Genomic DNA, 16,929 nt, shown 5'->3' with positions numbered 1-16,929 from the left:
GAGTCAACCAAGAACTCGTCTCCGGGGAGATCACGGCATAAGCCGTAAAGCCATTGCGCAGGGAAGGCCGGGTGTTCACCGCTGCCCTGTATGCTCGTGTGCAGCCTACTTAGTGCAAACCGCACACGGGACCGCGGGTGCAGCGCGCACCCGGTCTTCCCTGCGCCCTCTATTTTCGAGGGTAAGGAAATTTCTGGCAAAGCTCGGGCGCATCGCGTCGCGGGAATGCGAAGCCACGTTTGGATGATGGTCGCACAACAAACACCGCCGTCGTCCCGGCCTTGAGCCGGGACCCATACGCCGCGGCCCATCGGTGAGAACGCAAGTGTCAAATACCTTCTGCAACAATGAGCATCACGCGGTATGGGTCCCGGCTCAAGGCCGGGACGACGAGCAGAGAGCGTGAGCGCTATGGTGGACTGGCGCCTCTACCCGAAGTGCATGGCCCCAGACCCGCGGCGTGAATTGACTTTGCGGCTAGACCGGCGGCAAATGTGCCCAACAAAATGTTCCGAGGAAAACACCATGGTTGACGCGCTGATCATCGACGCCTGCAGGACACCGCGTGGCATTGGCAAGGCCGGCAAGGGTGCGCTCGCCGGTATCCATCCGCAGCAACTCGGCGCCACCGTGCTGCGGGTGCTGGCCGACCGCACCGGCATCAATACCGCTGACGTCGACGACATTATCTGGGGCACCAGTTCCCAGCGCGGAGCGCAGAGCGGCGACCTCGGTCGGATGTCGGCGCTGGATGCCGGCTATGACGTGCGCGCCAGCGGCGTCACGCTGGACCGGTTCTGTGGTTCCGGCATCACCAGCGTCAACATGGCGGCCAACGCGATCATGGCGGGCTCCGAGGATCTCGTGATCGCCGGCGGCACCGAGATGATGTCCATGGAGGGCCGCCGCGGCGAGGGGCCGTTCATGATGGACAATGGCAATCTTCGTCTGCGCGCCCGGCACCCGCAGTCGCATCAGGGCGTCTGCGCCGATGCGGTGGCGACGCTGGAGGGTATTTCGCGTCAGGACGTCGATGAACTTGGTCTGGAGAGCCAGAAGCGGGCGGCCGCCGCCATCAAGGGCGGTCATTTCGACAGGAGCCTCGTGCCGGTTTTCCGCGAGGACGGCACCCTTGCGCTGGATCACGAGGAATATCCGCGCCCGCAGACCACGCTCGAAGGCCTTGCGGGACTGAAGCCCGCCTTTACCGCGGTGGCGGATTATCCGCTCGACGACAAGGGCACGACCTATCGTAACCTCATTCTGGACATGTACCCCGATCTCGACATCAACTTCATGCACCACGCCGGCAATTCCTCCGGCGTCGTCGACGGCTCGGCGGCAATTCTGCTGGCTTCACCGAATTATGCCAAGGCGCATGGCTTGAAGCCGCGGGCGCGCGTGGTCGCGATGGCGAACATGGGAGACTCTCCGACCTTGATGTTGAATGCGCCGGTGCCGGCGGCGCGCAAGGTATTGGCCAAGGCAGGCCTCACGCTCGATGATATCGATCTGTTCGAAATCAACGAGGCGTTCGCCGTCGTCGCCGAAAAATTCATCCGCGATCTCAAGCTCGACCGCGACAAGGTCAACGTCAATGGTGGCTCAATCGCGCTCGGTCACCCCATCGGCGCGACCGGTTCGATCCTGATCGGCACCGTTCTCGACGAACTCGAGCGGCGCGACCTCAGGCGCGGCCTGGTGACGATGTGCGCTGCCGGTGGCATGGCGCCTGCGATCATTATCGAGCGGGTCTAAAGCGTTTTCGAGCGAAGTGGATACCGGTTCGCGTGAAGAAAACGCGTCAATAATAAACTAAGCGGCGGGAAACTGCAGCTCGAACGCGACGTCCTTGTCTGATGGCAACAGCCGGATCGATCCGCCGTGACTCGCCATCACGGCCTGGACGATCGCTAACCCCACTCCGGTGCCGCCAGTGTCGCGGCGGGTGGTGAAGAACGCGTCGAATATCTTCTCCCGGTTGGCTTCCGATATCGGATCGCCGTCATTGCTCACGATCATCTTGACCGTGGCACCTTCATCGACCGCCGCCAGCCGCACAATCCCAGCGTTGTGACGAATGGCGTTGTCGGTCAGATGCGAAAGGACGATGAGTGCCTTCTCACTGGACATGCCGATCGAACGTTCGAGACAGCCGGTGGCGTCGATCGCACGGGTGGGAAAACGGCTCTTCAGCCCACTGATGACCTGGCTCAATTCGGCGTGCTCGTTCTGCGGCACGGTCTCCGCGCGCGCCAGTTCGCGCAGCCGCTGCGTCATCGCTTCCAGGCGCTCGGTGTCGCCCAGAATATTCGATACGAAATTCTTCTGCTCCATCCGAGTGAGATTGTCGGTCTCGCTCTGCAGCGAATCCAGCAAGAGTTCTGCGGCGCCCTTGATCGAGGTCAGCGGCGACTTCAGTTCGTGGGTGAGATGCGACGAGAAGGTCGCGATGTAGTCCGACCGCCTGGACAATTGCTCGGCCATGTCGAGAAAGCTGTGCGACAGCTGGGCAAACTCGCGGGTGCCGTAATGCGCCAGCGGCCGAAAGGCGTCGCGGTCGCCGCGACTGATACGGGCGGCGCGCTCGACCAGTTCGCGCATCGGACGGGTGATGGTGCGGGAAAACACCAGGCCGATGATCACGGTGGCGAAGATGACGGCGAAGCCGGCAAGAATGAACTTGCCGCGCTCCTGATAGAGATGGTCGAAGATGTTGCTGGGCGTCCTCGACAAGTAGATCACACCGGCGACGCGGTTGTTGACGACCACGGGCATGGCCGAAAATACGTGAACGCCGACGCCGCGGCTGAACGAGTAGATTGGCGGCGGGGGCTTGTCGGGGACCCTGATCCGCAACGCGGCGCGATACTGTCCCTGCAACGCCGTCGCCACCTCTTCGATATGCGCCAGCGACTGGCCGACTTCGTTGCGGCCGGCGATCACGACGCCGCGGGGATCGAGAATCCGGAAACCCGCAAGCGTGACCTTCTGCGTTTCCAGGATGATCGGCATCAGCCGGGCCCCGGTCTCGACGTAAGCCTGAGATGCGGGAGCACCGGCCGGCAGCGCGTCGGGCCGTCGCCGCAGCAGGTCGGCGCCGGCGGCAAGGTCGAGTGCCGGCCGGATTGGCGTCATCTTGTCGTCCGCAACGGGGCGCGCTTCGGGCGGGAGTTCAGCGCCCAGGACGACCCCGGCATTGAGGCGGGCTTCCACCTCCCGCGCATAGACCGCGGCCAACACCCGGCTTTGGGCAATCAGCTCGGCCTGGGTCTGGTGAATAAGCTGGTTGTCATAGAGCCGAAAGAAGAACAGTCCGACCAGAGGCAAGGCGGCCACCGCGGCCAACGCGGCAAAAATGATCATTCCGACCGACGGCCGCCATTTCTCGCCGGCCCGTGATGTCATGCGTGCGGCTCACATCGGCCGAGCTTGAAGCCAACGCCGTGGATGGTCTCGATGACATTGTCGCAATTCACCGCGGCCAGCTTGGCGCGAATATTGCGAATATGGCTGTCGATGGTGCGGTCCGACACCTGGATATTGAGCTGATAGGCGGCATTCATGATCTGCTCGCGGCTGAAGACCACCGATGGCCTGGTCAGAAAAGCCCTGAGGATCCCGAATTCGATGGCGGTCAGGCGAAGCGGTGTACCGGCGAACGCCGCAACATGCTGTTCCGGATCAACCAGCAGCCCGCCCTGGGAAAGCGCCGCTGTTGCCTTGGTGTCCGACCCACGCTGTGAGGTGCGGCGCAGGATGACATTCACCCGCGCGACGAGTTCGCGTGGGCTGAAAGGCTTGGTGACGTAATCGTCGCCGCCGATCTCGAGGCCCAGCACACGGTCGATCTCTTCGTCGCGTGCCGACAGAAACAGGATCGGAACGTCCGATGACTTTCGGATCTCCCGGCAGACATCCAATCCATCGAATTCCGGCATGCCGATATCGAGAATCAAGAGGTCCGGCCTGTCGGCGGCGAAGCGGGTCAAAGCTTCCTTGCCGTCCCGCGCCTCGAACACGGTCATCCCGGCCTTCCGAAGCGCGACCCGGATGACTTCGCGAATATGCAGGTCGTCATCGACGATGAGGATACGGTGTGTCAAACGTCTCTCCGGACAAAGGTCGTCGTCAACTTGCGGTCGAACTCTTCTGGGCGTCCAGAGTACGCTGGAGCCGCCAGCTCCGAAAACCCCAGGCGCGCCAGGAAGCCAAATCGTTGCGATGCTGTTCTACAAGGTAGTTGCGGCGGAAAACAAGGTTTGGATCGAAGCTGCGGAGGGCAATCGCCCTGTCGATGGCGGGCAAGGCCTGAGGGCCGAGGTGAAACAGATAGTTGATGTCGACCGTGAGACCCTTGCCCGAGACCTCGCGGCTATGATCGACATTGTAATTAGCGATGATGGCAGGGAAATTGACCAGCGAACAGACATAGAGCGTTGCGGTCAAAGTGATGAGGTTCGCGCGGATCAGCCAATCGTTCGAACGATTGAGCCTGATGCGGGCAACGATGAGCAACAGTCCGAACGCGACAAGCAGCATCCAGATGAAGGCAGCCACACGCCACCAGGTCAGCAGGTAAGTCTGCACATAGAGATCGAGCCGGAGGATGGATGACGCAACCAGCAGGACGTTCTGTGTGACCCAGAGATAGACCAGCGGGCGGATCACCTTCGACTGCTCGGCAGGGCCGCCGGGTCTCATCGCGATGAGTACGAATCCCGCAGCCAGCAACGCCGTAAGAATCAGGGGATAGGCGCCCCGATGCGCATAGGCCGCATAGCTGATATCGGCCGGCAGCGTCGCGTTGCCCCAGAGAAAGAACACGTCCAGGGCGGTTTGAACTGCAAACAGCAAATTGAACAGGATCAGCGAACGCAGGATGGTCGCCACACCGAAGAAGTCGACGTCATGAACCGGCTTCTCCTGCGCCTCGGTTGCTGCCACGGTCAGATCGGCCGGCACCTCGGACTTGCGGCGCCACCGGACGTGGATAAAGGGCCAAACGAGCGACAAAGCGGCCGTCCAAAACAGCACCCGTCCCAGGCTGATATAGGAGGTGGCGCTGCCGGGGTTCAGCAGGCTGATCCATTTCTCAAGCAGCGGATTGGCCGATACGAACAGCAATACGAAAACGCCCCCGAGAACCACCGGAATGAGCCACACGGTGAAACCCGCCGTCAGCGCCGGGAGATTGAACGCGCTGATGGCGTCGCGGATCAATCTGAATGGACCGACCAGATAAAGGTCGCAGAGCGCGGCGGCTTGCTCGCCGACACCGGTCAATTTGCGATTCGTCGCCAGCGAGAGGCCGATGCCAATCGCCAGGACAATGAAGAAGAGCGAAGCGGCATTGAATTCCTCGACGGCCGGGATGAGGCTGGCGAGCACAAGGAGGCCCGCAAGCAGAGCCTGCGCCTTGTTTAGCCTGGTGAAATTGGCGAGCAGCGCGCCGCCGGTTAGCGCAATGGCGAAGATAACAGCGGATATTCCGGTTCGCTGACCGTAGAACAACCAGTCGGCCAACGCCGCGAGAGCCAGAGCAACGGCCGGCTTGATTGGGAAAGTATTTTCGCGAACAGAGCCTGCATGGGGTGCCGGCGTGGAGAATTCAGCCATCGTTGCGCTGCCTGTCTGGAGGGAAAAACTGCAGACCAGCGCCGTCGAGGGAGGCTCACAGAGCCAACAACCATCATTGGCTAGACGTGGAGGAATCGACATTCGAGGGTCGTCACCGGTTTGCAAGACGAGCTATGCGCGGCCGTTGTGCAAATGCCGGGAAGGCCGTCTGCAAGACTTCAGGATTCTTATGCAGTTTCCGTGCAGCCACGCTTATGCGCTCGCGCAGCAATAACAAGTTTGATACGGCGATGGTCTCGCCTGTCACACCCGCACACAGCATCGTCCTTCATGCAAATCATCAAACGTATCGGCGTCGGCCTGGTCTGGTTCGCGGGGTTGGCTTTCATTTTCGTCGCGGCGAACAAGAACGATCCTTATCTGATTGCGCTGCGTGGTACGGGTAATACCGTTCTTGTCGTGGCGAGTGTTGGCGTTCTCGCCTGCCTGATTTATGGCGGTTACTGGCGCGGGCGAGGGATCGCGGGAAAACTGCTGGTCCTGCTGTGGTGCCTGCCGCCGCTGTCAATGCTGTGCGCGCAAGCTTCTTTCGAGTTGCGCAAGCGAAACGTTCTGCAGACCGATGCCGCGCAGGCGCGTAGCCTCGGCCAGCATTTCATGGTGGGGTATTCATCATTCCCTGAAGTGGCTGCTTTGGCTGAGAAAGGCCTGATCGCCGGCATTTACATCACCAAACACAATCTGCGAAGAGCGCCGGCGACGCTGAAATCTGAAATCTCGGCGCTTCAGGAAAAACGACGTGCCGCCGGCCTGCCGCCATTGATTGTCGCCGCCGACCAGGAAGGCGGCATCGTCTCGCATCTGTCGCCGCCCTTGACCAAATTGCCTGCGCTCTCGACGCTGGCGGGCCTTCCGCCGGATATTCGCGCCGAGAAAGCGAAGGCGTTCGGGCGAACTCATGGACAGGAACTGGCGGCGCTTGGCGTCAACCTCAATTTGGCGCCGGTGCTGGATTTGCGGCCCGACGCGAAGCGTAACCGGTTCGATTTCAACACGCTGATCGGCCAGCGCGCGATTTCAGACGACCCGGCCATCGTGGCCGACATCGCCAAGTCCTATGTGCATGGGCTTGAGGCCTTTGGCGTCGGCGCGACCGTGAAGCACTTTCCGGGACTGGGTCGGGTTCGCGCCGATACCCATCACTTCAGTGCCAGTCTCGACACACCTCTGGCCGAGCTCGAAGCGTCCGACTGGCGGCCGTTTCGGGATGTGCTGGCGGGCTCGAGGGCGCAGTTAATGATCGGGCATGTGACGCTGACCGCTGTTGATCCCGACCGCGCGGCGTCGCATTCCCGGCTTGTGGTTGACGGCATCGTTCGCAAGATGTGGAATTATCAGGGCGTCATTATGACTGACGATCTGGTGATGGGCGCGATCTATCAGAACAATGTCTGCACAGCGGTGGTGGAAGCGCTCAATGCCGGCGTCGATCTGCTGCTGGTCGCCTTCGACGGTACGCAGTTTTATCGGATCTTTGCCTGCGCCAAGGAGGCATCTTCCAAAGGAAAACTCGATTCGGTAACGCTGCGCGACAGCGAGGCACGGCTGAAGCGCACGTTCCCGCTGGATTGAGGGTATCACCCCGTTGGTCAATATCGCGAGCCAAATGCAGGTTTGTAGTCCTGCCGCCTGGACCACGACGCGTAATAGGCAACGCCCGCCATGATCGCGATTCCGGCGATGCTGACCAGGAAATGCATGGCGAGCGAATTCGGTCCCGTGATCAGGAAGAAATGCCCTGCAAAGGAAAGGAAGACACCGGCACAGAAGACAGGCAACCATTCTTCCCCGCACTTCACGATCGGCCGCAGGGCTGGCCGTTGAAATCCATGCCAGTCTCTCGGGACCGCGAGCGAGAAGAGGAATGCAAGAGTGAGGAAATGAAGTACCCTGTAAGGGGCCAGATTTTCCTTTTCATTTGGAAGGAAGAAATTGAGCACGGCGTCAGGGACGATTCCAGCCAACTGCGGCACGTTTCCCGTTGCTGTCACGATCAACGCGAACAAGAGATAGAGCAAAGCCAGTATGCGGAGGATCGAAAGATCCTGGAACGAACGAATCGCCCGCATCTGCCTCGCGCTGCCCAACGCGAACCATGCGCCGAGCACGAACAGCAACTGCCAGGAGAACGGATTGAAATACCAGTGCCCGTCTGGAAATGAGGATAGATTCCAGTCGAATTTGCGGGCGGCGAGGTAAAGGACGATCGACCCGGCTGCCGTCACGTTCGGCCGGCGCAACATTCCGAACAGTACGAACGGAAAGAACACCATCAAAACGATGAAGAGCTGCAGCACATCGAGGTTGAGCGGCTTGGCCTGGAGCAGCAGGCCGTAAATCAATGTCCGGATCGTGTGGCCGAGGATTCCGGCGACATTGAATTCGTGGATGATTTCGGGCGCCGCCGATTTCCTGGCGACGTATCCGATCAAGTCGATATAGATCACGAACAGGACGACATAGGCGGCGTATAACTGCCATACGCGCCTGAAAATGCGGGTAGCGGTGACCAGGAAACCGCGCTCCAGCATCATTTTTCCATAGAGGATCGCGGCGGTATAGCCGCCGACAAACACGAACAGGTCGGTTGCGCCGCTGAATCCGAAATTCCGCAGGGTCAACACGCTGACCGCGTTATGCGGAATGTGATCCAGAAATATGAACCAGGCAGCGATACCAAGCAGCAGACTGAGCCTGGGATCGCCGTCGCGTGCGGCAATCTCGACCTTCATTGACGGAAACATGGAGCGTAAGAACTTTGCAAGCCGGAGAAAATCGAATCGGTTATGTAGCGCAATTGCGTGCGCCGGCCGAGTAGACTTTGCGTGAAGAATATTTAAGGAAGCCGGCGGCGATCAAAGCCCGTTAATGATCACATTATTTTGACGACGGAATAGGGGCGCGCGAGTTCAGACGGTTTCATGTTTTCGCAGGTCGCGTTGGTGGTCGAATTGGTCGGCCTGCAGATCGACGCTTGCCGCGGCAATATCGGGAAGCGCGGCTTCGTTCAGAATGTCGGCGGTGATGTCCTCGACGGAGGAATCGACGATTTCATGGACGAAGCTGATGTTCCTGTATTCACCCGACGCAATCCGCGAGATGACCTCGCGCCGGGTAATTTCAGGATCGACAATGGCTTCACGGCCGCGACGGCCGTAATCGATCATCACGACGAAATACTGCATGCTTGGCAATCTGTCAGTCACCCTGGAACGGATGACTACAGTATTTCTGAAAACCGGAAAAGTCAAGCAAAAGTTCGGAAAAGCAGCAACCAAGGCGAATGTGGCCCTGTTCCCGAAGGCCGGTCGGCCGAATCACCTGACGGCCTTAACCTTCCGAATCGCTCCCTTTCTCCGGCATCCCGTCCGCTATTTTGCCTTCCCGGCCTTGCGTGTCTTCGCAGCTGCCTTATTGCGCAGGCGTTCGATCTGGCCCCGCGGCAGGGTGACGCAGATCTCGCCGATCCATTCGAGTTTCACGCCCGTGATCGGCTTGGCGTTGAAGCTCTTGAGATTGACCAGAGGTGAGGACTTTCCTCGCTCGATCGTCTTCAAATAGCGCTCGCCGGTCTTCAGGCGCACGACAGCCTCTTCGCCGTAGAAGCTCGACAGCGGATGGCGCTGCTCGCGGAAAACCACGATAACGTCGCCATTTTCGTACTTTGGCAGCATGGAATCGCCTGCAACTTCAAAGGCGATGGTCTCTTCGGCCATCGGGAAGGGCAGTTCGACCTCGCCGAGGCCTTCCGGCGGCACCTGTTCGTGTTCCGGCTCGATCGTTGCGCCGGCGCCGACCCGGCCCATGATCGGCACCGAATTCAGCCCGAGATACTCCGTGATCGGACCGATCTCGGATGCCTTGATCAGCCGTATCCCGGACAGGATTTCCGAGACTGCGCCCGCACGAACCCCCATGGCCTCCGCCAAGCCCCCCTTGCTCTTGCCTGTCCTCTCAAGTGCCCGTTCGATCATTTTGACGTCCAGCATGGTTCTTCCTTTCCCGAATTTCGGAAACACTAGCAGTTACGATAACCAGAAATCAAGCTTGACTTTTCGTTCGGAATATCGGAAATAGATGGAGGCGTCGGGGCGGCGTTCAAAGAAACAGGAAATTCGGTAATGGAACCAACAGACTGGGCGCCCGAGCACTCGGGCGCGCTGCGGGAGCTTTTTGCCCTGCATTTGTCCTTTGCCCGGATCGCGGCAGCTATCAACAGGAAATTCAACACAGCTTACTCGCGCAATGCGGTGCTGAGCCGTGCCAAGCGGATGGGGCTCGCCTGGAACCATCGGACCGAATCGTCCCCATGCGGGCAGCCGCGGTTAGACCGGCCGGGCGAAATTCACCTGGTAAAGTCGACATCGCCCAGGTTTCCATGGCCGGTGCCACCGTTTAGAGGGACGAAGCCGGTCGAACTGCGTTGTGTCGGGATCGATCCGCGTCATCTTTCCCTGATCGAACTGGAACGCGGCGATTGCCGCTACCCTTACGGCGGGGACGAAGAGGGCGAAGCCATCACCTTCTGCGGTCATCCACGCCGGCCCGGCTCGAGTTACTGCACACCGCATTTTCATTTGAGCCGCGGCCCCGGCACGCCATCGGAACGCACGGCGTGCACTGTCTTGCTCAAGCTGGTTGAGACGGCATGAACAGCAACGCCAGGTTCTTCCGGGCGCAATCCAAATCCCACCGTCCCTGTAAGGAGATCATCCGATATGCCGAGAGCCAAACGGAACAAACCGTATAACCCTGCACAGGTACATGACCGGAAATCCCAGGATTTGCCACGCAACGCCGAGGTCGCGACCGTCGAGGTCGACAATCCCCTGGCGCTGGAGCCGGGTGAGAAGATCGTTACCCTGCGCTCCATCCGCAACGATCCGCTTGCCCGTCTGCATTCGCATCACCAGATCGACGAGGCGCAGTACCAGGGCGGGCGGGCCTTTCAGAGCGATTGGGAGAGAGCCGAACGCGGCCCGCGCGCCGTCGATCCGACCAGGGAGTACGTGGATGGTGGGCAGATGCGGGAGCCGATCACGGAGGGGCAGCGCAAGGCCGTGCTGCGGCTCAATCGCGCCGAGCGCGAGCTGGGGGCCGATGGTTCGGCGCTGGTGCATGACGTCCTGGTTCACGGCTTGACCATGGAGCAGGTCGGGCAGAGGCGGGGATTGCGCACGCAGCGCTGGAAAGACTATTTCGCACGCCGGTTCTGCGAATGCCTCGACCGGCTGGCGCTGATCTACGGGTTTGCAACAGCCAATCCGGCAAAAACGCCCCCGCGATGAAGGTTATTCCAGCCCAGCGCGGCGAAAACCTTCCAAATAATGCTCCCGATCCGCCTCGAGCTTCCAGGGCAGCTGCGTCGCAATCCAGGCCAGTGAGATATTGGGCTGGGTCCGCCGCAGCTCCTCGAGTGCAGCTTTGGCGACGTCGATCTTCCCGGCCATACCGGCGGCCACCGTCAGCACGCGGTAGGCGCCGCTGAGATCGCCGCGCTGGCGGGTCGCTTCGCGCGCGAGCGAAATCGCCTCGCCATAGTTCCTGCCGACGAACTGGGCATAGGCGGCGACGCCGTAATAGATCGCGGACGAAGGATCGCGCGGGCTCTGGCGGATGGCGCGTTGCGCGGCTGCATGGGAATCCTGCCATCGCCCGCAATAGGACAGCGCCAATGCGTAGTATCCTTGTGCCAGCGAGAAGTTCGGGTTGAGCTGCAGCGCCAGCTCAAATTCGGCCAGCGCGTGGTCGAGGCGACGTGTGGAGAAATAGACGCTGGCGAGCGCGGTATGCGCCCACGCATCCTCGCTGTCGGCAGCGATGGCTGCGAGCGCGGCGCGCTCGGCGATGGGTGCGACGGTCGTGATGTCCGCCCAGCCCAGATGCACGCCGAACATGTGGTTGGTGGCGATCAAGGCCAGCGCCTGGCCGTAATTCGGATCGATCGCAATCGCCTGTTCCAGGAGCGTCTGAGCGGCGGCGCTGTCCGTGCGCGTCACGCGCCAATGATGCGACAGCGCCCGCATAACAAGGTCCCACGCATCCACGCTGTTTGGTGGTTTGCGCCGGCTGCGGAAGTTTTCGGCGGCATAGATCTGCGGCTCGATCGCCGCGACGATGGCGTCGGTGATCTCGTCCTGCACGGCGAATACGTCGACCAGATCGCGGTCGTAATGCTCTGCCCAGACGTGGCTGCCGGTCGCAGTGTCGTTCAGCTGCGCGGTGATGCGCACGCGATCGCCGCTCTTGCGCACGCTGCCTTCAAGGACGTAGCGCACCCCCAGTTCGGCAGCGACCTGCTTCAGGTGCACCGCCTTGCCCTTGTAGGAAAACGACGAGTTGCGGGCGATGACGAAGAACCAGCGCAATTTCGACAACGCGGTGATGATGTCTTCGCTGATCCCGTCAGAGAAGTATTCCTGTTCCTGGTCGCCGCTCATGTTGTCGAACGGCAATACGGCAATCGCCGGTCGATCCGGTAACGGCAATGGCGCGGGGGCCGGTTCGGCAGCCATTTTCGCTGGCTCGGTGGTCGGATGAACGCCATTCACATGCCCGTTCACGGCTCCAACGAAGCGAAGACCCTTTCGCGCAATTGTCCGGATCAGCCGTTGCTCCTTGCCGCAGTCGCCGATGGCATTTCGGGCGGCGTTGATGCGGCTGTCGAGCGTTGAGTCCGACACGGTCCGACCGCCCCAAACCAGCGCGATGAGATCGTTCCGGCTGACGACGTGATCGCGATGCTTCAACAGATGAACCAGCAGGTCGAACACTTGCGGCTGCATCGCAACCAACTCGCCGTCGCGGCGCAACTCGCGAAGATTGGTGTCCAGAGCGTACTTGTCGAATTCAAATTTCACGTGCGTTGTCGCATCCATTCTCAACAAACAATCAAGTCCATCTCATGGAGAGATCAAGCGTCAGGCAAAGTCTTGTCGGCGTGTTTCAGCCATTCTGCAAAAACCGAAGTCGCGATCCCATTGCTCTCCACGGAGTTCATGTCATGTCCGAAGCCCGAGCCATTGGCTCCGTCATGCCGACAAATCGAATGCTCAAGTTCACTGCATTTCTGTTCGGCGCTGTGGCCTATTTCACATTTCTCTTCACGATTTTGTATGCGGTCGGGTTCGTATCGGACCTGGTCGTGCCGAAGGCCATCGATACCGGCGCGAATTCGCCCGTTTTTGAAGCAATCGCCGTCAATCTCGCCTTGCTGTCGCTGATTGCCATTCAACACGGCGTGATGGCCCATAAGGGCCTTAAACCATGGTGGACGCAGTTTTCCCGAAACCGTTCGAGCACAGCACCTATGTGCTGTTCGCCAGCCTGACCGCTCCTGCTGCTGTTCTGGCAATGGCGGCCGATTCCGGCCGTCGTCTGGCAGATCGAGGAGCCCGAAATGGCCGCAACGATGGCCATATTGTCATTTGTCGGCTGGGTGATCGTGTTCACCAGCACGGTCCTGAGCAATCATTTGTTCGGACTGGATCAGGTCACCAACCGCCTGACCGGTCGGCAGGTGCCGCCACCGACCCTCCCGACGCCGCTGCTCTACAATATCGCGCGGCATCCGATCTATCTCGGCTTCATCATCGCGTTCTGGGCGGCCCCCACCATGAGCGTCGGACATCTGTTGTTCGCGGCGGTGACCACGGCCTACATCTTCATCGGGATATTGCTCGATGAGCGACCTCGTCGACATGCTTGACAACGACTATCTTCATTACAAACAGCGGGTATCGATGCTGTTCCAGTGGCGCAAATTGATCCGATTGGACCTTCAATTGTCTGTAAGGAGACAGAGGCTATGAAGCATACGGGAAATTGTTTCTGTGGTGCGGTCGAAGTGCAGGTGACGGGTTCGCCGGAGGGCATGGGGTACTGCCATTGCAGCTCGTGCCGGTCGTGGTCCGGCGGGCCGGTGAATGCCTTTACGCTGTGGAAGCCGGAAGCGGTGGAGATCACTTCGGGCAAGCAGCACGTCGCGACATTCGAGAAGACACCGATGAGCCAACGCAAATACTGCGCGAAGTGTGGCGGGCATCTGATGACGAACCATCCTACGCTAGGGCTCGTCGACGTCTTCGCCGCGACGCTCCCGACGCTCCGTTTTACGCCGGGCGTGCATATCAATTATGCCGAGACCGTGCTGCCGATGCGTGATGGCTTACCCAAGCTGAAGGACTTTCCCGCCGAGTTGGGTGGTTCCGGTCAAGCCGTTCCCGAATGAGAGAATGAGCTTTCCATAACGGGAACGACGTGGCGAACCGGGTTCGCCGTGCAATCGCCTTGAAGCGTCGCCGCTCGATCCCTGGGTAGACCCGGATCGGGCGGCGTTCGCTTTTGGAGAGAGCTATGTGAGAGGCAGGTCCCGCCCTGCAAATTCGGGGTTTGGCGTTACCTATGGGCTTCCGGTAAAAGGCCTTGAAACGCCTTTCGCGGCGATGGCTATCTGTTCCGCCAGGCAAAATAAAACGAGGAAATGCCCGACATGACTGCCAGACCGCAATTGCCGGAGCGCACGCCGCGCGCCAAGGGCGAACCGACCGCCCTCGATGGTCTGCTGGTCGTCGATTTCACCCGTGTTGTTGCAGGGCCCGCCTGTACGCAAACGCTGGCCGACTTCGGCGCCGAGGTGATCAAGATCGAAAATCCGGATGGCGGCGACGATACGCGTCATTATGAACATGCGGAAATCGGCGGCGAGAGTGCGGCCTTCCTCAGTCTCAACCGCAACAAGCGCGGAATTGCGCTCGATTTCACCAATCCGGCGGCGCTGGAGGTCGCGCGCGAACTGATCGCGAAAGCGGACGTCGTGGTGGAGAATTTCTCTGGCGGCGTGATGAAGAAGTTCGGCCTCGACTATGCATCCGTCGTTTCGACCAATCCGCGACTGGTCTATTGCTCGATCTCGGCCTATGGCCGCAAGGGAGAGCTCGCCCTGCGCCCCGGGTTCGATCCGATCACACAGGCCGAAAGCGGTTTTATGTCGCTGAATGGCTTTCCGGATGCTCAGCCGGTACGAACCGGCCCGCCGATCGTGGACATGGCGACGGGAATGTCGGCGTGCAACGCGATTTTGCTGGCTCTGATCGCGCGCGACCGGCTCGGCCGTGGCCAGCAGGTTGAGGTGGCGTTGATCGACACCGCGGTAGCGATGACCGGCTTTTATGGCATGGCGTACCTGATCAGCGGCGAGAACCCTGGTCGTTTCGGCAATTCACCGAACGGCTCACCGACGGTCGGCGTGTATCAGGCCGCCGACGGGCCGCTCTATATGGCCTGTGCCAACGACCGGCTGTACCGCCGCCTTGTGACCGAAGTGCTGGAACGGCCCGACCTCGTAACCGACCCTGAGTTCGCTCACCGGAAAAACCGAACGGCCAACAAGGAAAAGCTGCGCGCCATCATTGCCGGCGTTTTTGCCAGCGACCGGCTCGAGAACTGGATGGCGAAGATGAAAAAGGCGAACATACCGGTCGGCTATCTGCGCACCGTGGAGGAGGGCTTCAACGCGCCGGAAGTGCGCGACCGCGATCGCCTCAGCCACATCCCGCATCCGACCGCTGGTTCAGTGCCCAACATCGAAACGCCGCTCAATATGAGCCTCACGCCCACGATCGATCCCGTCGCTGCGCCGCTGCTCGGCGAGCACACCAAGGAAGTGCTGCGCAAGACGCTGGGATATGATGACCGCCGTATCGCTGATTTGGCCGAGGCGGGGGCTTTTGGAAAGACCGGTAATACCGGCTGATCGGCTGCCTTTCGTTTCAATCCCGCGTTTCAATCGTGTCTCCGGTGCGGGGGCTGATCCATTCGGACCGGTCCCGGCACCGCACATTTTTCCGCCGACGCTCTCGACGCGCTGAATCGGGCCGTTTCGGCCGTTCAGTTCGGCTTGCTGCGCAGGTTGTTTTTTGGCATAGTTGCAACCTGTTCAGGCTCCGCGCGATCGATTTCCAGGCGAGCCATGCGAAGTATCAGGGTCGCCGTCGTCAGGCCGAGCCGTTCGGCTTCTTGCGCAGCAGTATCTACTTTCTGGGCCAAGCCCTCACGTTTACCTGGATATGCCATTCCTGTTCCTCTTCTAAGGTGCGAGATGAAAAATCCCACTTATGTTGCAGAGCTGCAGAAGAAACTCGGAGCTCCATCGAGCGAAACGATCGAAAGCCTGCGACTGTTGAAGGCTTTCGTGAAACTTCCGTCCGGTCAGCGTTCCGAAATCATCGAGCTGGTCGAACGGGTGGCGGCGGACCCCTTGTCTAACGATCCCTCATTGTCGTGACCCCCATTGCATGCGCGCCTTGCTTCAATTATTCGCCGCCGGTGGACGGGTCGCGATCGCGTAGACGGCGCCGCCCTCCAGCGCTTCGGATTGGTGGAGCGTGCCGGCGGGCAGGTGGATGGTATCGCCCGCGCCGACGATGCGCTCGCCGCCATCCCACGTGAAATTCAGCCGGCCGCTAATGATCACGAGGATTTCATCTACCGGATGGGTGTGAAAGCGATGCACCTTGCCCGCGGCGTCATGCTGCAATTCGATGCTGCCTTGCTCGGGGAGCAGGTTCAGGATGACGGGATCGATAGCGAACTCGGTTTTCTGACTTGCAATGATTTGGGTCATGCCGCTTGCTCCTTGTCTTCGATTTGAGACGGTTTGCTCTGCGCGAGCTTGGCGAAGGGACAGCCTCCTCCGGATTCGTTATCGTCATGCAGGAAGTATTGCTGGTACTCGCGCCCGTCGGCCGCACCGTAACGGCCGAGATGCGGTGAGGGGCTTGCATTGTCGTAGGGAATGAGCCGCTTGCGTACTTCGGCAAACGCGGCGTTGGTGGCCTTTTCGCTACCGAGGATCTTCTCGAACACCCATCGTGGCTGGAAGGTGAGCATGAAGGCGCTCGACCGGCGACTTTGCCGCATCACGTGTGCCGGCGTCGTGCACACCACGAAAATTGGCTCTCCGGCGAATGAGAACTCCCACATTGGATGATCGATCTGTTCGGGGATCTCCGCCGGCCATGGACTCTTGTCGAGCCGCGCCAACTGGTCGAGCGTCAGCCACATCTTGCGGTAATAGGCGTCAAGCGTCTGCACCGGGCGGGGCCGGGTGAATACGATCAAGGAAGTGTTGGGACCGTAGGATCTGGACTCGGAGACGTATTGTGCGAGTTGGACCCCTAGGATCTCGACGTCGTAGGGATCGAGGAACAGATAGCGCAACTGGTCCTGCCGATGGCCGGTCACGCCGAAAATGCAGGGAAAAGGTCTCGCTTCGCTGCTCATCTGGGC

19 protein-coding genes are annotated in these 16,929 nt (G+C 60.3%); 9 read left to right on the top strand and 10 right to left on the bottom strand.

Annotated features, from left to right (window positions below; all coding sequences use genetic code 11):
- Positions 1 to 525: 525 nt before the first annotated feature.
- Positions 526 to 1,758, top strand: a complete 1,233-nt coding sequence (locus JQ574_RS02760; RefSeq protein WP_212210039.1) for an acetyl-CoA C-acetyltransferase — start codon at positions 526 to 528, stop codon at positions 1,756 to 1,758.
- A gap of 57 nt (positions 1,759 to 1,815) precedes the next feature.
- On the opposite strand, the gene JQ574_RS02755 is transcribed toward JQ574_RS02760, so the two are convergent.
- Genes JQ574_RS02755 through JQ574_RS02745 form a run of 3 tightly spaced genes read right to left on the bottom strand, consistent with a single transcriptional unit; the run spans position 1,816 to position 5,721 of the window.
- Positions 1,816 to 3,408 (bottom strand): ATP-binding protein, encoded by a 1,593-nt coding sequence (locus JQ574_RS02755; protein ID WP_212210040.1) that lies wholly within the window; start codon positions 3,406 to 3,408, stop codon positions 1,816 to 1,818.
- Positions 3,405 to 4,106, bottom strand: coding sequence for a response regulator transcription factor (locus JQ574_RS02750; protein WP_212210041.1), 702 nt, complete (start codon positions 4,104 to 4,106; stop codon positions 3,405 to 3,407). Before JQ574_RS02750 ends, JQ574_RS02755 begins: the two co-directional genes overlap by 4 nt.
- A 25-nt stretch (positions 4,107 to 4,131) precedes the next feature.
- A complete protein-coding gene (locus JQ574_RS02745; RefSeq protein WP_249119038.1) occupies positions 4,132 to 5,721 on the bottom strand; it encodes a DUF4173 domain-containing protein in 1,590 nt (529 codons plus the stop codon).
- Positions 5,722 to 5,910: 189 nt separating this feature from the next.
- Between JQ574_RS02745 and JQ574_RS02740 the strand changes: the two genes are divergently transcribed.
- Positions 5,911 to 7,212 carry a glycoside hydrolase family 3 N-terminal domain-containing protein gene (locus tag JQ574_RS02740; RefSeq protein ID WP_212210042.1) on the top strand — a complete coding sequence of 434 codons (1,302 nt, stop codon included), beginning with the start codon at positions 5,911 to 5,913 and terminating at the stop codon, positions 7,210 to 7,212.
- Between the two features lie 17 nt (positions 7,213 to 7,229).
- Here the strand turns inward: JQ574_RS02740 and JQ574_RS02735 are convergent, their stop codons facing one another.
- From JQ574_RS02735 to JQ574_RS02725, 3 genes are all read right to left on the bottom strand, one after another.
- A complete protein-coding gene (locus tag JQ574_RS02735) occupies positions 7,230 to 8,384 on the bottom strand; it encodes an OpgC domain-containing protein (protein ID WP_212210043.1) in 1,155 nt (384 codons plus the stop codon).
- A 165-nt stretch (positions 8,385 to 8,549) separates the two neighbouring features.
- Complete coding sequence (locus JQ574_RS02730) at positions 8,550 to 8,825, bottom strand: hypothetical protein (protein ID WP_212210044.1); 276 nt, start codon at positions 8,823 to 8,825, stop codon at positions 8,550 to 8,552.
- 186 nt (positions 8,826 to 9,011) lie between these two features.
- Complete coding sequence (locus JQ574_RS02725; protein WP_212034764.1) at positions 9,012 to 9,629, bottom strand: XRE family transcriptional regulator; 618 nt, start codon at positions 9,627 to 9,629, stop codon at positions 9,012 to 9,014.
- Positions 9,630 to 9,761: 132 nt separating this feature from the next.
- Here JQ574_RS02725 and JQ574_RS02720 point away from each other — a divergent pair, with 132 nt between their 5' ends.
- Together JQ574_RS02720 and JQ574_RS02715 are read left to right on the top strand one after the other, a co-directional pair.
- Positions 9,762 to 10,292 carry a GcrA family cell cycle regulator gene (locus JQ574_RS02720; RefSeq protein ID WP_212210045.1) on the top strand — a complete coding sequence of 177 codons (531 nt, stop codon included), beginning with the start codon at positions 9,762 to 9,764 and terminating at the stop codon, positions 10,290 to 10,292.
- A gap of 66 nt (positions 10,293 to 10,358) precedes the next feature.
- Positions 10,359 to 10,928 (top strand): DUF6456 domain-containing protein, encoded by a 570-nt coding sequence (locus tag JQ574_RS02715; RefSeq protein WP_212210046.1) that lies wholly within the window; start codon positions 10,359 to 10,361, stop codon positions 10,926 to 10,928.
- Positions 10,929 to 10,931: 3 nt separating this feature from the next.
- Here the strand turns inward: JQ574_RS02715 and JQ574_RS02710 are convergent, their stop codons facing one another.
- Positions 10,932 to 12,518, bottom strand: a complete 1,587-nt coding sequence (locus JQ574_RS02710) for a winged helix-turn-helix domain-containing tetratricopeptide repeat protein (protein WP_249119037.1) — start codon at positions 12,516 to 12,518, stop codon at positions 10,932 to 10,934.
- A 125-nt stretch (positions 12,519 to 12,643) separates the two neighbouring features.
- Here JQ574_RS02710 and JQ574_RS34820 point away from each other — a divergent pair, with 125 nt between their 5' ends.
- From JQ574_RS34820 to JQ574_RS02695, 4 genes are all read left to right on the top strand, one after another.
- Complete coding sequence (locus JQ574_RS34820) at positions 12,644 to 12,970, top strand: hypothetical protein (RefSeq protein ID WP_249119036.1); 327 nt, start codon at positions 12,644 to 12,646, stop codon at positions 12,968 to 12,970.
- A 69-nt stretch (positions 12,971 to 13,039) separates the two neighbouring features.
- Positions 13,040 to 13,348, top strand: a complete 309-nt coding sequence (locus JQ574_RS34815) for a hypothetical protein (RefSeq protein ID WP_249119035.1) — start codon at positions 13,040 to 13,042, stop codon at positions 13,346 to 13,348.
- A 99-nt stretch (positions 13,349 to 13,447) separates the two neighbouring features.
- Positions 13,448 to 13,870, top strand: coding sequence for a GFA family protein (locus JQ574_RS02700; RefSeq protein ID WP_212210048.1), 423 nt, complete (start codon positions 13,448 to 13,450; stop codon positions 13,868 to 13,870).
- Between the two features lie 261 nt (positions 13,871 to 14,131).
- The gene (locus JQ574_RS02695) at positions 14,132 to 15,394 is read left to right on the top strand and encodes a CaiB/BaiF CoA-transferase family protein (RefSeq protein ID WP_212210049.1); all 1,263 of its coding nucleotides are present in this window, start codon (positions 14,132 to 14,134) and stop codon (positions 15,392 to 15,394) included.
- Between the two features lie 134 nt (positions 15,395 to 15,528).
- On the opposite strand, the gene JQ574_RS02690 is transcribed toward JQ574_RS02695, so the two are convergent.
- Positions 15,529 to 15,714, bottom strand: a complete 186-nt coding sequence (locus JQ574_RS02690; protein WP_212210050.1) for a hypothetical protein — start codon at positions 15,712 to 15,714, stop codon at positions 15,529 to 15,531.
- 25 nt (positions 15,715 to 15,739) lie between these two features.
- On the opposite strand from JQ574_RS02690, the gene JQ574_RS02685 reads away from it, so the two are divergent.
- Entirely contained in the window at positions 15,740 to 15,925 is a 186-nt protein-coding gene (locus tag JQ574_RS02685) for a hypothetical protein (RefSeq protein ID WP_212210051.1), read from the top strand.
- 24 nt (positions 15,926 to 15,949) lie between these two features.
- On the opposite strand, the gene JQ574_RS02680 is transcribed toward JQ574_RS02685, so the two are convergent.
- Complete coding sequence (locus JQ574_RS02680; protein WP_212210052.1) at positions 15,950 to 16,264, bottom strand: cupin domain-containing protein; 315 nt, start codon at positions 16,262 to 16,264, stop codon at positions 15,950 to 15,952.
- Positions 16,261 to 16,923, bottom strand: coding sequence for a YqcI/YcgG family protein (locus JQ574_RS02675; RefSeq protein ID WP_249119034.1), 663 nt, complete (start codon positions 16,921 to 16,923; stop codon positions 16,261 to 16,263). The genes JQ574_RS02680 and JQ574_RS02675 overlap by 4 nt, the downstream gene beginning before the upstream one ends.
- Between the last annotated feature and the right edge of the window lie 6 nt (positions 16,924 to 16,929).

Source organism: Bradyrhizobium sp. AUGA SZCCT0158 (assembly GCF_018130065.1).
Lineage (GTDB): Bacteria > Pseudomonadota > Alphaproteobacteria > Rhizobiales > Xanthobacteraceae > Bradyrhizobium.
This window is presented reverse-complemented; position numbering and strand designations above follow the sequence as displayed.

Excerpts from the sequence above, each read along its gene's own strand:
- JQ574_RS02760 (WP_212210039.1), top strand. The coding sequence starts at position 526 with ATGGTTGACGCGCTGATCATCGACGCCTGCAGGACACCGCGTGGCATT.
- JQ574_RS02755 (WP_212210040.1), bottom strand. The coding sequence starts at position 3,408 with ATGACATCACGGGCCGGCGAGAAATGGCGGCCGTCGGTCGGAATGATC.
- JQ574_RS02745 (WP_249119038.1), bottom strand. The coding sequence starts at position 5,721 with ATGTCGATTCCTCCACGTCTAGCCAATGATGGTTGTTGGCTCTGTGAG.
- JQ574_RS02740 (WP_212210042.1), top strand. The coding sequence starts at position 5,911 with ATGCAAATCATCAAACGTATCGGCGTCGGCCTGGTCTGGTTCGCGGGG.
- JQ574_RS02735 (WP_212210043.1), bottom strand. The coding sequence starts at position 8,384 with ATGTTTCCGTCAATGAAGGTCGAGATTGCCGCACGCGACGGCGATCCC.
- JQ574_RS02730 (WP_212210044.1), bottom strand. The coding sequence starts at position 8,825 with ATGCAGTATTTCGTCGTGATGATCGATTACGGCCGTCGCGGCCGTGAA.
- JQ574_RS02725 (WP_212034764.1), bottom strand. The coding sequence starts at position 9,629 with ATGCTGGACGTCAAAATGATCGAACGGGCACTTGAGAGGACAGGCAAG.
- JQ574_RS02720 (WP_212210045.1), top strand. The coding sequence starts at position 9,762 with ATGGAACCAACAGACTGGGCGCCCGAGCACTCGGGCGCGCTGCGGGAG.
- JQ574_RS02715 (WP_212210046.1), top strand. The coding sequence starts at position 10,359 with ATGCCGAGAGCCAAACGGAACAAACCGTATAACCCTGCACAGGTACAT.
- JQ574_RS02710 (WP_249119037.1), bottom strand. The coding sequence starts at position 12,518 with ATGGATGCGACAACGCACGTGAAATTTGAATTCGACAAGTACGCTCTG.
- JQ574_RS34820 (WP_249119036.1), top strand. The coding sequence starts at position 12,644 with ATGTCCGAAGCCCGAGCCATTGGCTCCGTCATGCCGACAAATCGAATG.
- JQ574_RS34815 (WP_249119035.1), top strand. The coding sequence starts at position 13,040 with ATGGCCGCAACGATGGCCATATTGTCATTTGTCGGCTGGGTGATCGTG.
- JQ574_RS02700 (WP_212210048.1), top strand. The coding sequence starts at position 13,448 with ATGAAGCATACGGGAAATTGTTTCTGTGGTGCGGTCGAAGTGCAGGTG.
- JQ574_RS02695 (WP_212210049.1), top strand. The coding sequence starts at position 14,132 with ATGACTGCCAGACCGCAATTGCCGGAGCGCACGCCGCGCGCCAAGGGC.
- JQ574_RS02690 (WP_212210050.1), bottom strand. The coding sequence starts at position 15,714 with ATGGCATATCCAGGTAAACGTGAGGGCTTGGCCCAGAAAGTAGATACT.
- JQ574_RS02685 (WP_212210051.1), top strand. The coding sequence starts at position 15,740 with ATGAAAAATCCCACTTATGTTGCAGAGCTGCAGAAGAAACTCGGAGCT.
- JQ574_RS02680 (WP_212210052.1), bottom strand. The coding sequence starts at position 16,264 with ATGACCCAAATCATTGCAAGTCAGAAAACCGAGTTCGCTATCGATCCC.
- JQ574_RS02675 (WP_249119034.1), bottom strand. The coding sequence starts at position 16,923 with ATGAGCAGCGAAGCGAGACCTTTTCCCTGCATTTTCGGCGTGACCGGC.